Genomic DNA, 15090 nt, shown 5'->3' on the forward strand with positions numbered 1-15090 from the left:
AGTTGAAGACATGGGGCAGGACAGAGTTACTCAGGCTAAGCTAAGTCCGACGTAGAGAATTTGCAAGCTAAATAAGCAAATTAAAAAAGCAAATTAAAAGAGTAAGCAAAAAAAACAAGCTAACAGAGTAGGGTCAAAGAGTAATGTGAGTAAGAAGGAAAGAGACTAAAAACAAGCGATGAAATAAGTTGCAATTGAGAATTTAATCTTTTAAAGTGCGCGCTGTTCACGGGCATCTGAAATTATTTGCTGTGATTTAAAACAATATTTTTGCAATGAAAGAACGTTCTATGATGAAGACTAAGCTTAATTTTCGCAGCTGGGGCCTGGGCGGTAAATTGTCTGGCATCGCCTTTGTCTTGATTTTTCTCACATTTTTTGGTTTTGTGGCGGGCATAGGCAATGCGACCTATAGCGTCATGAAAAAACGATCACTGGTGGAATTTACCCATTTAGTTGATACCGTCGGCAATATGCTGGAAATTTTCGATAAGACGGTACGTCAAGACGCGATGCGTGCCAACCATCTGTTTGAGATGCAATTTGCGCCCGAGTTCTCGGTCGATAGCGCGAATCAAATCGAGGTCGCCGGGAAGATGCTGGATAGCCTGAAAAACGGCGAGACCGTGCTCAATCTCAACACCACAATCGTCGATAAATTTAGCGTCAGCAGTAATGCGCTTGCGACTATTTTTCTCAAACAAGGCGATGACTTTATACGGGTCACCACTTCCGTAAAAAAAGAAAATGGTGAGCGCGCCATAGGTACTGCCTTGGATAAGAATGGTGCCGCGTATGCACAACTCATCAAGGGCGAAGAGTATGTTGGCATGGCGAGCTTGTTCGGTAAAAATTTCATGACCATGTATAAACCGGTCAAAAATAAAGAAGGACAGCTGATCGCGGTTCTATTTACGGGGATTGATGTAGTTGATTCTCTTAAAGAATTAAAAGACAAAATTAAATCAATCAAGATTGGTGAGACCGGATACTTTTTTGCGCTCAATGCGAAGGCTGGCAAAGACCAGGGTATGTTGATGGTGCATCCAGCCAAAGAAGCTAGCAATATCATCGATGCGAAAGATGCTTCGGGGCGTGAATTCATTAAAGAAATTTTGGAAAAAAAGAATGGCGTCATCGAATATCCTTGGCTCAATAAGGAACTTAACGAAACCACTGCGCGTGACAAACTCGTTGTTTTTAAATATGTGAATGGCTTTGATTGGGTGATTGCTGGCGGCACCTATATCGATGAAATGAATCAAGCATCGAAAGAAATACTGATTAAATTTGGCGTCATCGCCTTAGTCTTATTGCTGGCGTTTATCGGGATACTCGCTAGCGTGATTAAGCGTAGTATCAGCCAGCCTTTGGCCCAGGTGGTGGGGGTTGCCGAGCGCATGGCCACTGGCGACATGACCGCAAATTTAGAATCGGATCGCGTTGATGAAATCGGTCAACTGATACATGCTATGAATGGCATAAGTAAGGGACTGAGCAGTGTGATTAGTGAGGTCAGAATCGGTACCGAAACCATCAACGTGGCGTCCCGGGAAATCGCTAGTGGGAATGCCGATCTCTCCAGTCGCACCGAATCGCAAGCCAGTTCTTTGGAGGAGACGGCCAGTTCTATGGAAGAGCTCACCTCGACCGTGCGACAGAACGCCGACAATGCACGTCAGGCCAATCAATTGGTGGTGTCAGCCAGTAGTGTTGCGCTTAAGGGCGGGGCGATTGTTGGACAGGTGGTCGGCACCATGTCTGAGATTAAGACCAGTTCTAGTAAGATCGTCGACATTATCGGAGTCATCGATGGCATCGCGTTTCAAACCAATATTCTGGCTCTAAACGCCGCAGTGGAAGCGGCCAGAGCGGGTGAGCAAGGGCGTGGCTTTGCGGTGGTTGCCACTGAAGTGCGTAATCTGGCACAGCGTAGTGCTGGTGCAGCTAAAGAGATTAAGGCATTGATCGATGATTCTGTAAGTAAGGTCGATTACGGTAGCAGCTTGGTCGATTCTGCTGGTAAGACTATGCAGGAAATAGTCACTAGCGTACAGCACGTCGCCGACATCATGAGCGAAATCAGCTCGGCGAGTCAGGAGCAAAGTTCGGGCATAGAACAAGTGAATTTGGCGATTACACAAATGGATGAGATGACCCAGCAAAATGCAGCGCTGGTGGAGCAAGCAGCCGCCGCAGCGCAGAGCATGAGTGAACAAGCCGAGAGTCTATTGCAGGTAGTGGGGCAATTTAAAATTAATAGCTCAGTTGCGCCTACGGCTATCGCTTCAGCAAAACCCTTGCCGAAAAAACTTCCACAAAAAGCCCCGCAAAAAGCGTATCAACAAAGTGCGGCCAAACCAAACGCTGCGCGCCCGGTTAAGCCTAAGCTAATCGCAAGTTCTGAAAAAAAACGCGCGACGGACCAGGAGTGGGAAGAGTTCTGATTTTTAGCGCTGCTGCGCCGTTGAAAAAAACAGCGCAAGCGCTCTAGGTTTTTATTTGAGTGCCATCGCCAAGGCGCATATTCCATGCGGTTCTCCAAGGCATATTGCTTGTATACCCGCATGGACTATGCGTCTTGGCGGGGTGGTCAGTTTAATTTGCTTTGCCTTGCATTAATCAAGTTTGATCAGACTCAAGCCTTAAGCGCTTGGCTAGATCTGGGCGCACGGTGTAAGCTAGCGTTATGAAAACACATCACACTGAAGAAATCAAAGAGCCATTCGCTGCCGCCCGCTTCATTAAGGAAATCGGGCGCGGCAAGGATGGCGCGCGCAGTATGTCGCAAGAGGATGCGCAATTATTATATGGCGCCATGCTCGATCAAAGGGTCTCTGATCTGGAGATGGGGGCGATACTCTTGTCTATGCGTATCAAGGGTGAATCGGTGGCTGAAATTGCTGGTTTTTTAGCCGCAGCAGAAGCCTCGACCAGCTTATTGACGGCCCCAGCTGCTAGCCTGTATGCCCCGGTGATTATCCCTACATACAATGGTGCACGTAAAAAAGCCAATCTGACACCTTTGCTGGCGCTGCTGCTGGCACGCAAAGGCGTGCCGGTGTTAGTGCATGGGGTATTGCAGGATGCCGGACGGGTTAGCACGGCTGAGATTTTTCAGGCACTAGAGCATCCTCTGGCACAATCTAAGCAAGAGGCCGAGGCGCAGATGGCGCAACAATTGCCGGCCTTCATGGCTATCGATGTCTTGTCGCCAAAAATGACGCGCATTTTAGCCATGCGAAAAATTTTAGGGGTGCGCAGTTCTACCCATACCCTGGTCAAAATTTTGCAGCCGTTCACCGATGCCGCGCTGCGTTTAACTTCTTACACCCATCCCGAGTACCTGGTCATGCTGCAGCATTATTTTAGCCAGGTGGCACCGCGTGAGCGTGGCGATGCCTTCCTGATGCGCGGCACCGAGGGCGAGACGGTCGCCAATACCGCCAGAGCGCAACAGATAGACTGGTTTCATGAAGGCGAATGCACGACGCTGGTGCATACCCATCAAAGTGTCTCGGGCGATCTGCCAGACACGCCGCAAGAAATCGATGCGGCCAGCACTGCCGCCTGGATCAAGGCGGTGCTGACCGGTGATATCGCGGTACCACCGAATATCGCCGATCAGGTCGAGCACTGTGCTGCGGTCGCCAAGCTGATACAGGCCAGGGTGTAGCGCTTCTGGCTGCGGCTTCTCAGCAGGCAAGGGTCTAGCTTAAGCAGCCCCCGATTGCTCGACTAAGGCGGCCATTGCCACCGCGTCGTCGCCACCGGTGGCGCGCAGACCGGCTGCCATATTTACTTTATCCTGCGCCGACTGCTTTTGGCTGACTTTCCATTTTCCTTCCAGACGCTTAATCGGGATCTCGATACCAACTAAGCCCCGGACCAGTTTGTCTATGAAAGCTGGCGGTGCATCGTCGACCTTCCATGGCAAGGGCTGGCTAGCCTCATGGATGTCGCTTAAGGCATGCAAATGGTTTAGCAGCCATTGCGCATCGTGGATCAGCTCTAGCTTTCCATGCGCATGCACCACCGCATAATTATAGGTAGGCACTTCTTCGCCGCTGATGCGTTTTTCTTCATACCAGTTGGGCGTGATGTAGGCACTAGGGCCCTGAAAAATCAGCATGGCCTCACTCTCCGCCTGTAGATTTTTCCAAAGCGGATTGGCGCGCGAGATATGCGCCCTGAGCGTGCCAAACGGCGCTTCTGGCGTTGCTGCTAACAGTTCAAACGGTAAGTGATTGGCATTGAGTCCGCTAGCCTCCACTGTTATCAGGGTGCCCAGCGGGTGCTCTTGCATCAATTGATGCAGTACCTCCAGGCGCTTTTCAGAATAATGGGCAGGGATATACATCAGGCCGCCTCGACTACGATTTCAGCGCGCAAGGAATTGGCGATATAGCATTCCTCATGGGCTTGATGATGCAAGTTAGCCAGTTCCTCAGCAGTAGGAAGTCTGACTCCGGAAAATGCGATTTCAGGTCGCAGGCTGATGCGGGTAATGGCGAGCTTGCCAAACTCGTTTTTGGCCATAGTACCGACGGCCTTATCTGTATAACTATCAACAGTAAAACCTTGTTTGCAGGCCAGCCATAAAAACACCAGCATATGGCAACTGGAGGCCGCAGCGACCAGCGCTTCTTCCGGATCGACATTGGCCGCCACCGACATAGGCAAGGGCACCGATAAAGGCGAGGACGAGGCTGGCACCGTCAAGCCGCCATCAAACTGCCAGTCGTGGGCACGACTATATAAGTTGTCGGCAAAATTTTGCTCGCCACGCTGCCAGTGAATTTGCGCTTGATATTGATGCATAGCTATTCCTTACTGAGAAATTGAAAATATGATCTTTTCGATTGCGCTTATCTTAAACTTGATAATGGCTATTTAAAAGTACCAATAAAGTATAATTTTAAAATACCAATGGTGATATTTTGTCGCGCCGCTTGTTGATGGCAATTGTTGATTCCGATTGTTGATCCATTCCACTCTTAGAGATAGAGCTAGCCTCATGATGTCTTTATTTATCCAGTCTGTGCAATTAGATCCCGCTGCCAAGACCGCCTTATTTCGCCAACTGTATGGGGCGATCAAGCAGGCTATTCTGGCAGGCACGCTGCAGCCCGGCATGCAGTTGCCGCCTACCCGTGATTTTTCACTGGCGCTGGGGGTATCGCGCCAAACCGTCTTGAATGCCTACGACTTATTACTGGCCGAAGGTTATTTACTTGGCGAAGTAGGTAAGGGCACTTACGTCCATCATCAATTGCCAGCAGGCGCGGTGCCTAAGTTGCCAGGCACTTTGGGTGTATCCAGCTCTGGCGCGGATGCTCCAGGCCTGTCGCAGCGTGGCTTGCGCTATGCCGATACGCGAGGTCAGTCGCGTATCCATCAGGATAAAACCCGCGTATTTCGGGTCAGCATGCCAGGCTTGGATGCCTTCCCGTTTGACACCTGGGCCAGACTGGAAGCGCGCCGCTGGCGCCATCACGAAGACCAGCTAGGCTATAGCGATCCGGCTGGTTATCTGCCGCTACGCGAATTATTGGCGGTGTATCTGAAAGCGGCGCGTGGGGTCAATTGCCATGCCGGGCAAATCATCATCACTTCAGGTTCGCAGCAAGCCCTGTATTTACTGCCCACCGTCTTACTCGATCCGGGTGATGCTGCATGGATAGAGTCGCCCGGCTATCGCGGCGCGATCGCGCCTTTGCTGGCGGCGCAGGCCGAAATCTGCCATGTGCCAGTCGATGCAGAAGGACTCGATGTCGGCTACGCCGCCAGCCATTATCCGCATGCCAAATTGGCGTATGTCACGCCTTCGCATCAACTGCCTTTGGGGATGACCATGAGTCTGCAAAGGCGGCTGGCCTTGCTGGCTTGGGCCAAACAGCGGCGCGCCTGGGTGATCGAGGATGATTATGATAGCGAATACCGCTATAGCGGGGCGCCCTTAGCTTCGCTGCAAAGTCTGGATCAGAGTGGCAATGTGATTTATGTAGGCACCCTCTCCAAGGTGCTGTTTCCCGGTTTGCGGCTAGGCTATATGGTGCTGCCCGAGACCTTAGTTGCGCCTATGCTGCAGGCCAAAACCACCATCGATAAACACACGGCGATCGTGCCGCAAATGGTGCTGGCAGATTTTATGGCGCAAGGGCATTTTGGCCGGCATATCAAACGCACCCGCAAGTTGTATGCGCAAAGGCAAGCGGCCTTGCTGCACGCCTTAGACACTAGCTTGAAAGATGAATTAGTCTGCGGTGCCAGCGATGGCGGCCTGGATCTGGCGGTGCATTTTAAACGTCAACGTGATGAACAAGCGGTGGTGCAGGCAGGTTTGGCTGCCGGTATGGAATTGCGCGGCTTGTCGCATTACGCGATGTCGCCCGAGCTAGCAGCGGCTGCCAATTTTTCTGCCGGCCTGCTACTGGGTTTTTCCTCGGTGACGGAAGCTGAGATAGAGCAGGGCGCAGCTACATTGTTACGAGTGCTGACAAAGATGAAGTAAATAAGGTATTTCTAAAACCGTGCGCGCATATTGCATGCGCCTTGCAGGCCAATATAGGGCTGCAGGCCGCGCCGGGTATGCGTATGCATATTTAGAAGTTTGCTTATGGAATCGATTAAAAATCGCGCCGGCAGTAAGCTTGAAATTGTATTCATCTTGCCACGCTGATTGCGCAGCGTTTACTACTACACTTATTTCATCAACAGCTTGCGTCTTTCGTACTCTATCTTAATGATGTAACGCTGTATCGCCACTTCCACCACGTGCGGTAAATCTATAAATTTCACCCCTACCCGATAGCGACCCTTGCCATTGCGATCGATTTGCGAGATGTGCCGTATCATGCCCGAGCAGTCTAATCTGGTTTTGTCTGAGAGCGCGATCACCACGTGCGCCACGGTCTCATCATTGGCGAAATGCGGTGCGCCTATCACCGTCGCGCCAAAGCCGCTGACGCTTAAATCATGCAAGACCCAATCGCATAAACTGACCCCATATTCATTGCTCAATTTGACCTTGAGTGCGGTCAGCACCGGCAGCACATTTCTATAGCACTCGCGCCTTTGCAGGCGAATAACTTGGTTCGGTAGCGGCACCCAAAAAGCATCGGTATCACCCCAGCTAATGCGCTGCGGCTGTATGCCAGAAAATTGCACGCGTATCCCATCAGGCGCGGCGATGAAAACACAGGCGGTCGCCTGCGCTAGCATTTTATTGGTTCTCGGATCTCCCCCCAAATCAAAAATCAGAGCGTCGGATCTAGCTTCCAGCAAGAGCGTCAAAATAAAGTCTTTGCCGCCATTAAAATACACGGCAACCGCTTCTCGCCTATGGATTAAATCATTCAAAGCATTGAGAATTTCCATTCTTCCAAGCAAGAAAAATCTATCCTCAATCTCGTCATCACTCAAGGATGCGGACATAGAAAGTCTCCGTATTAATATGAGTTAGGACTGACGAAAAAAATGCCCCAGCGTCCTTGTATCCGCCTTGCCGTACTAGCGTAAGTCTGCGGCGGTACGCCTAGCTGGAACAATTTTTTCGTAAATCCTAAACGTTCTATAAAAATACGCGCTAGCTTGCAGCGAGTCAATACAATTGGGTTAGCTGTTAGTCTGCTGTTGGTCTGCTGTGTTCGCTAGGTTTTACGCTGAATTAGCCCAGCAAGCGCAAATCCATGCAACGCGACACCGCTTGTGTGCGGTTTTGTACATTCAGTTTCTTGTAGATTTTTTGTAGATGATTTTTGACCGTGAGCGCGCTAATGCCCAGGATGATGCCAATCTCAAAATTGCTCTTGCCTTGTTTTACCCAACGCAAAATGTCGATTTCTCTTGCTGTGACCGGGCGTGCCAGGCTGGAACCTGAGCCCGGATTCGAAAGTGGTTCTGCGGCGTTTGCGACTAGACGGAGTAGGGATATATGTAAGTAGGGCAGCAATAATTCTAGGAAGAAGCTATGCCTGCTGTCCGCCGCATCGGGTAGCCCAAATAAGGCGAAAAACGAGGCGCCGCCAGGTAAGTTTTCGGTACTGTGGACGACACTGATGCCGAGTTTTCGTATCTCCATTTCCGCACGCAGGCGGCTCAGTGGATGGCTGTCGCTACGCTCGCCTTGCTCTATCAATAGGGGCAGGCGTTCTTCATTGCGACAGTGGCGCGCTAGTCGCAAAGCAAAGCCATCGTGCGGATTGCATAATTGCTCTTTGGATTGTTCATCCAAAATGACGCTATGCATGCACTCTATGTGCACCACCTCGCCATCGCCGCCAAATTGTATGCAGACCATGATCTCATGCGGCAATAAGCTTTGAAACTGTCCCTGCGTCCATAGAAAAAACTGGCGTCGCCTGCGCACCTGCAATGCCGACTCTATGGTGCGCAGCAAGTATTCCTGTTCTCTCAGACTCAGTACCACCAGATCGTCCATAGGTCTTTTTCTAGTTCGGGATAGCAGCAAAATTGCGCCAGCTTTCTTGTGTGCCTGGCTGGCGTAATTTTGCCTCAGTCCTTTGATTGTGTCGTTCTACATCGCGTGGGCGAGCGTGGCGCTAAGCAATCCGCGTAGCGCCACGAGGGATGAATAAATGTTGCTAAAAATCGGATTTTTTTACGTAATTTCTTTAAAGTTTTTTTGCTCGCGAGTGCCTAAATGCTGGTCGATAGCTGCTTGAGTTGTGGCTGTACTAAACGATAGCCACTGCCTCTGACCGTTTCTATCATCAGATGATGACCGGTCGCCTCCAGTATCGAGCGTAAGCGACCGACATGGGTGTCAACCGTGCGCTCTTCCACAAAAACACTATTTCCCCATACTTGATCGAGTAAATTCGAACGGCTGTGTACCCGTTCCGGGAAATTCATCAGATATTGCAAGAGCCTAAATTCGGTAGGGCCCAAGGGCAGTTGACGGGCCCCGACGATCACTCTTTGGGTCACAGGATCGAGCCGCATCCCGGCGATTTCTATAATTTCTGAGCTGGCGTGCGGTGCGCGTCTACGCAATAAGGCCTGGATACGGGCGATCATCTCACGTGGGCTAAAGGGCTTGGTCATATAGTCGTCAGCGCCACTCTCTAGCCCGAGTATTTTGTCTTGTTGTTCGCCGCGTGCGGTCAGCATAATAATTGGCAGATCGCGGGTGCGCGCCTGTGCACGCAAACTGCGTATCAGATTGATCCCCGATTGGCCCGGTAGCATCCAGTCCACCAGCAGCATGTCAGGTAAGTGATCGCGTAGCAGACTGACAGCAATTTCGGCGTCATCGGCGCGCATCACCTGATAGCCAGAAAGGCTGAGATTGACCGCTATCAATTCTTGTATCGCAGGCTCATCTTCCACCACTAAAATACTTACTTGCATGTAGCCTGTCCTTTGTTAAAAAACGTGCACCAGCAGGTGCTTTTGTTGTGTTGCAATGGCTTGTTTGAATCTGCGCGCTCTGATGTTAGCTTAGCTAATTGCCAAGATGATGCTTAAAATTTATGACCTGCTCATGACGATTTACAGCTGCTTACAGATTCCGGAGTAACTATTGCGGTTTCGCTGTGCCTGGTAACTAGCAGGGCGAGTTCAATGCGCATTTTGTCGTTTCAGCACCACACTGATGGTGCGCACGATGATCCACAAGTCCAGTGATAGAGACCATTTACGGACGTAGTCGAGATCAAACTCTATCCTGGCCTTCATCTTGTCCAAGGTGTCGGTTTCTCCGCGCAGGCCATTCACTTGCGCCCAACCGGTAATCCCGGGGCGCACCTTGTGGCGCAGCATGTAACCCTTGATCAGTTTGCGATACATTTCATTGTGGGCGACCGCATGTGGGCGTGGCCCGACTATGCTCATGCGACCTTGCAAAACATTGATAAACTGAGGTAGTTCATCGAGCGAACTGCTGCGTAAAAACTTGCCTATGCGGGTCACGCGTAAATCATTTTTTTTAGCCTGCACCACATTCGGGCCATCATCGTTAGCCGTCATAGAGCGAAATTTATACACGATGATTTGCTCGCCATACAGTCCATAACGGCGCTGCTTAAAAATCACCGGGCCAGGTGAAGTCAGCTTAATTGCCAGCGCAATCACCAGCATCAGTGGCGTCAAGAGTATTTGTATGAGACTAGCGAGCACGATGTCGCTGGCGCGTTTGATCAAACTATTGAGACCGATAAAGGGCGATTCACAGATGGCCACTACCGGTACCCCGCCTATGCTGTCAAAGCGTGCCTGCATCAGATCGAAGGTATACACATCGGGTAAAAAATAGATGGATGCCGTGGTGTCTTGTAAATCATCGAGTAATTTATGGATGCGTGTTTGCGCCGACATAGGCAGGCTGATGAATAAAACCTTGATCTGATGTTCGCGTACATAGGCTGCTACATCGTTCATTTTGCCCAATAAAGCTGCTGGTATTTCTAGCTGACTGCGCGGCTCAGTTCTATCTTCAAAATAGCCGGACAATCGCATATTCAGATTGCCGTTGTCGCGCAGACGTGCGCTCAATTTGAGCCCGGCTTCGCTGGCACCGACAATCACCACCGATAGTATTTCTCCCTCTTTGCGTAAATTTTGTGTGATTTTGCGTAAGCTCAGATGGCTGGCAAGGAGTGCAAACGGTGTCAGTACAAACCACAGCAACAGAACTATTGCAGAGAATTGCCGTGATAAACCCGAGGCATAGCCAATAAATGCCAGGATTGCCACGATGCTGAGCCAGCCGGTAAAAATATCACGCCCGTAAGCGAGCAGTCCGCCGCTACGCCAACTGCGCGCCGGATCGACTTGTTCGTACACAAAAGACGAAATAAAAAAGGCGATAATCGTCAACACCAGATACAAACCACTAAATGTCTCATGCATCAGGATCGTGATCAGATATAGGGCAATGGTGATGATAAAGGGGTCTAACAGGCGTTCAAAAAATGACACCATCGGTAGTTCGCTGTGGTTCTTGATCATGACTTCCTCTCTGCTAATGCGGCTTACGCTCGCTCGGTGCTGGCAGCAATCAGCCCTACCAATAATGCCAATTGCCGCTGTAAATCACCCAGACCCCAAGTAAGCCATTGGTTACCGCATGTGCAATGACCACCGTCCATAAACTACCGCTACGCATATACAGCCAGTTATAGCTGATACCGGCGACCAAACCGGCCAGCCACAAATGATGTTCAAAGGCGAACAGCAGGGCGGTAATGACGAAGGCGTTGAGACCAATAAAGGCCGGTTTGAGCGTTAAAAAATCTTGTTGTGTGATCCAGCGCAGCAGCAAGGAGCGCCAAAACAATTCTTCCATGATGGGCACGATCAGAGCGGCGCCAACTAAACGCGGCAGTACCAGACGCCAGTCTAGTTGGCCGGCGATGCGCGGATCAAAACCAGCCGAATCCCCCAGCTTCATCCAATCTGCACTCAAGTTGATCCAAGCCACAAAAACCGCCGCACCCGTGATGATGGCCAGCAGATAGTGCGGCTGATGCGAGGCTTGGTTGATCTGGCTCACTAGCGTGTGGCGTTTTAAGCGCCAATCGCTAGTGCGATGTAGCTCCAGATAAGCACGCCGAAAGCTGAATAAAAGTAGCGCTACCACGCCAATTTTGACTGGATATAGCCAGCGTAATTGATCCGCTGTCCAGCCAGCTCGCAGCAAGATATCGGCGATAAAAATAAACAGCAGATATGCCGCGAAAGGCAGGGCTCGCTGTAAAAAAGCAGGTTCAAACATAAGTCGCTCTCATCTAAGCAGGCTGCGTGGTTGGGGGGGCTTTACCTGGCGGTCGCTCGCATTGGCGACAGCGCAGAACGACACAGTCTATGTTGTCTTTATTACAGTGGGATGACAGTTGAAGTTAGTTAGCGAGCTGCGCCGCGATGCCTTGATACCTGCATAAATATCTGCATAAATAACTGAATATTTTTTGCCTGCATAGCCGCATACGTATATCCCATGCGGGCTAGCGGGCATATGCCTTGGACAGGCGCATGGGCATTGCGCGAGCGGCCGGTGCCTATTTTTTTCTAAACATGTGGTGGACGGGGGCGCAGCAAAGCCAAAGAGAATGCGGCCTAAGCTAGGGCAGCAATTTATCTGCGACGCCTTAAGCGTAGGCAGTGCTGGACCCATAAAACGAGCAAAGTTCGGAGGTCAAAACTAGGCCTAGCTGCCATCACTGATTTTTATGTCTGCAATTTTTAGTCAATTTGAATAAAAAAATCTAGCTATTTTTTCTATTAAATTCCACAAGGAAACATAATTTTTAATTAAGACAGTTAAACCCGGTTTTGATAGTCCATACGGCTTATGGAACTAAGCTGAACGGCGCATGTATTAGCTGCTTGCTATGGTGAAGATTGCCAAACTAGGGCTCTACACTGGCTGCACTTGTGAAGAGTTGTTAGGACCCGGTAGCCAGTGGTTTGAGATCAGAGTCTTGCGGTAGGGAGTCTGATCTCAAACAGCAGTTATACAGGACCCGAGTTTCACTTGAAATTGCTAGCCTGGTGCTAGCGCAAATTAAGAAGTTTTTTAAATCTATCGAAACATCCTTACTCATTCTTGGAGTCTTAAAATGAAATTTCAATTAAAAACCCTGGTTGCTGCAGTTGCCCTGATCGGCGCTACTGGCTCTGCTTTCGCTGCTGTTCCTAATGTTGATGCTGCGACTGGTAGTGCATTGTTGTTCTACGTGTTTGATGACGTTACTAAATCTTCTTATGTCCAAGATTTAGGTAAAACTTATGCATCATTCTTGCCTGCTTCCGCAACTGCTGATCAAACTTTTGGTATCAGTAGCCACACAGCATCATGGAATGCTTACCTGGCTTCAGTCTCTGGCAATCTAGGTCATTCGACTTGGGGTGTCTTCGCAGGTAATAGTGTCGCTGCAAATAATGGCGGTAAGGGTTTTTTGACGACGATGCGTGATGGCGATAGTTCTGCTGCTCAAACGTCCTCTTCCGCTCAAAGTTCTGTTGCAGGATTTTTTAAAACTTGGATAGCTGCCGTGAATACTCAAAATACAAACTCTGGCACATCGTTATCCGATGGTTACTTTACTGATATCCAAGGTACAAACTCGCAGAATATCGTTAATGGTGTCGCTCATGACGGCGGCGCGAAGTTAAAGTTTAAAACTGATAATTTTGTGGGTACTGATTCAGTATTCCATCGTTTAGCGTTGGGTACTACAGTAACAGACACTAGCTATGCGAACGTCAATGGCGTTTCGAAATTCAGCTTTGATGGCAATAACCTGAAATACACAGTCGCAGTAGCGGCTATCCCTGAGCCTAGCAGCTACGCCATGATGTTGGCTGGCTTGATGCTGGTCGCCGGTGTTGCACGTCGTCGTCACTTAAACAAGTAATTTGATGCAAAAGAACTCGCCTGTATCGGCTGTATCTGCTGTATAGGGCGAGTTCTTAGTCTTGATGGTGTCGTCTGTGGCGAGGTGTTTGCCTTGTCGTATTTGTCTTAGCTTGTGCCCGAATTGTTCGCCTAATTTACTCTTCTTTTTAATTTTAATAGATGGAAATGATCATGAAATTTAAACTTATCGCTGCCGCTTGTGCTGCCCTGTGTTCAGTTACTGCCATCGCTGCCAGCTTAAATCCTGTCACTCAAGCTCCTGAAGTGACTTTCTACATCGCCGGTGCCTCAGCGCAAGAAAAAGCCGTGCAAGTAGTTGTCCTGGATCTTTTTCAAACTCCTGGTGAAGTGGTAAAAATCAGCCAGGCTGCGGGTCAAAAGACTCAGGGTTGGTATGGTATGTCTAAGCCAGCCTTGACCGGTGGTGCGGCTAAGCGTCTATTCGTTGCTTACAATAAGACGAATGGTTCTAACGCCGGTGTAGCACAAGTTTTGTCTGATGCTAAAGCTGAAGCAGAAGCAAATATCGTTACTTTGGGTGCGGGTTGCACAGGTTCTGGCCTGGCTTATGCATGTACCGTGGCTGCGCCTACTGAAGCCGATATGGCTTTGTCGGATGTCTATCCTGGTGAAGCGGTGATCGGTGTCTTGCCTACAGGTCCAGGCAATATCGAGATCTCAGGCCTAACCGTGGTGACGACCGCGATGGAAGGTTTTGGTATCGCCGTTAATCCAGCACTGTACGCCGCTTTGCAAACATCCCAAGGTCTGTGCGCTGGCGTTGCCGCTGCTTGCCAGCCATCGATACGCCGTGCTGACTATGCTAGTTTGGTGACGCTGGATGGTGCGATTAAAGATGCTGCCGGTTTACTGCAAAACACGGGCGATAACACTCCTTTGACCTTGGTGCGTCGTGTCGATAGCTCAGGTACCCAAGCTGCTTCTAATATTTTTTTCGCGAATAATGTTTGTGGCGCATTTGGCTATAAAGGTGCTTTGACTTTGTTGGGGGCGGGTGATTCGAATGCAGGTGTTTTTGATATTTTGGAAAAATCTGCTACTGGCGACGTAAAAGCCGCCTTGACCGGTACGACTACTAATGGTTATGCCCTCGGCGTGATGTCGTTGGAAAACGTTCCTACTGCCATACTTTCTGACTTTAAATTTGTCAAGATCGATGGCGTCAGCCCTAACTTTAGCGCTGCCGGTGTTGCCGATCCAAAAGTACGAAATGCCATGGCTTCCGGCAATTATCAGTTCCAGGTTGAAATGACGGCGATGTATCGTACTACAGCAACCGCACAGCAACAAGCGCTGGCAAAAGCGGTTGTCAATGGTTTGAAAGATTCTACCAAGCATGATCTGCCTGGTATCGCTTACCTCGACGGTACTACTTACTCAGTCGGCGGCCAAGCATCACGCGTGAGTCGTTTGGGTAATAACTGCGGTCCATTGGTGAACTAATATTTATCTAGGATGTAGCGATATTGGAAAAGCCCTAGTGGCTTTCCGGTATTAAAAAAGCGATCGCTCTTTTGAGAGTGATCGCTTTTTGATTTGCCCGAATTTTAAGTTGAATTTTAAGCTGGAATTTGAGCAGAGATTTGAGCTGAATTAAGCTAGCTTTTGAACCCGTTTTTTGCGTCATTCCGATGTGCGTAGAAACTCTTTTTTTCTTTTACGATGACATCATCAATCCTATCTGG

General features: G+C 49.6%; 12 protein-coding genes. 5 read left to right on the forward strand and 7 right to left on the reverse strand.

The features are described from left to right. Positions 1 to 275: 275 nt before the first annotated feature. Complete coding sequence (locus EJN92_RS22090) at positions 276 to 2447, forward strand: methyl-accepting chemotaxis protein (RefSeq protein WP_322348663.1); 2172 nt, start codon at positions 276 to 278, stop codon at positions 2445 to 2447. 242 nt (positions 2448 to 2689) lie between these two features. Further along, entirely contained in the window at positions 2690 to 3676 is a 987-nt protein-coding gene (gene ybiB, locus EJN92_RS16025; protein ID WP_126128739.1) for a DNA-binding protein YbiB, read from the forward strand. A gap of 39 nt (positions 3677 to 3715) precedes the next feature. Here the strand turns inward: ybiB and EJN92_RS16030 are convergent, their stop codons facing one another. Together EJN92_RS16030 and EJN92_RS16035 are read right to left on the reverse strand one after the other, a co-directional pair. Further along, on the reverse strand, positions 3716 to 4360 hold the full coding sequence (locus EJN92_RS16030; protein ID WP_126128740.1) for an FMN-binding negative transcriptional regulator: 645 nt from the start codon (positions 4358 to 4360) through the stop codon (positions 3716 to 3718). Next, complete coding sequence (locus EJN92_RS16035; RefSeq protein ID WP_126128741.1) at positions 4360 to 4821, reverse strand: OsmC family protein; 462 nt, start codon at positions 4819 to 4821, stop codon at positions 4360 to 4362. The genes EJN92_RS16030 and EJN92_RS16035 overlap by 1 nt, the downstream gene beginning before the upstream one ends. A 196-nt stretch (positions 4822 to 5017) precedes the next feature. Here EJN92_RS16035 and pdxR point away from each other — a divergent pair, with 196 nt between their 5' ends. Next, a complete protein-coding gene (gene pdxR, locus EJN92_RS16040; RefSeq protein WP_126128742.1) occupies positions 5018 to 6514 on the forward strand; it encodes a MocR-like pyridoxine biosynthesis transcription factor PdxR in 1497 nt (498 codons plus the stop codon). Positions 6515 to 6705: 191 nt separating this feature from the next. On the opposite strand, the gene EJN92_RS16045 is transcribed toward pdxR, so the two are convergent. The 5 genes from EJN92_RS16045 to EJN92_RS16065 form a co-directional block, all read right to left on the reverse strand. Further along, a complete protein-coding gene (locus EJN92_RS16045) occupies positions 6706 to 7437 on the reverse strand; it encodes a flagellar brake protein (protein WP_126128743.1) in 732 nt (243 codons plus the stop codon). Between the two features lie 232 nt (positions 7438 to 7669). Beyond that, positions 7670 to 8443, reverse strand: a complete 774-nt coding sequence (gene epsA / locus EJN92_RS16050; RefSeq protein ID WP_126128744.1) for an XrtB/PEP-CTERM-associated transcriptional regulator EpsA — start codon at positions 8441 to 8443, stop codon at positions 7670 to 7672. A gap of 218 nt (positions 8444 to 8661) precedes the next feature. Continuing rightward, complete coding sequence (phoB, locus tag EJN92_RS16055; RefSeq protein WP_126128745.1) at positions 8662 to 9375, reverse strand: phosphate regulon transcriptional regulator PhoB; 714 nt, start codon at positions 9373 to 9375, stop codon at positions 8662 to 8664. A 210-nt stretch (positions 9376 to 9585) separates the two neighbouring features. Continuing rightward, the gene (locus EJN92_RS16060) at positions 9586 to 10974 is read right to left on the reverse strand and encodes an undecaprenyl-phosphate glucose phosphotransferase (protein WP_126128746.1); all 1389 of its coding nucleotides are present in this window, start codon (positions 10972 to 10974) and stop codon (positions 9586 to 9588) included. A gap of 55 nt (positions 10975 to 11029) precedes the next feature. Then, the gene (locus EJN92_RS16065; protein WP_126128747.1) at positions 11030 to 11740 is read right to left on the reverse strand and encodes a CAAX prenyl protease-related protein; all 711 of its coding nucleotides are present in this window, start codon (positions 11738 to 11740) and stop codon (positions 11030 to 11032) included. A gap of 844 nt (positions 11741 to 12584) precedes the next feature. Here EJN92_RS16065 and EJN92_RS16070 point away from each other — a divergent pair. Next, complete coding sequence (locus EJN92_RS16070; protein ID WP_126128748.1) at positions 12585 to 13382, forward strand: PEP-CTERM sorting domain-containing protein; 798 nt, start codon at positions 12585 to 12587, stop codon at positions 13380 to 13382. A 173-nt stretch (positions 13383 to 13555) separates the two neighbouring features. Then, on the forward strand, positions 13556 to 14848 hold the full coding sequence (locus EJN92_RS16075) for a hypothetical protein (RefSeq protein WP_126128749.1): 1293 nt from the start codon (positions 13556 to 13558) through the stop codon (positions 14846 to 14848). Positions 14849 to 15090 lie beyond the last annotated feature (242 nt).

This window comes from Undibacterium parvum (assembly GCF_003955735.1).
GTDB classification, from domain to species: Bacteria; Pseudomonadota; Gammaproteobacteria; order Burkholderiales; family Burkholderiaceae_D; genus Undibacterium; species Undibacterium parvum.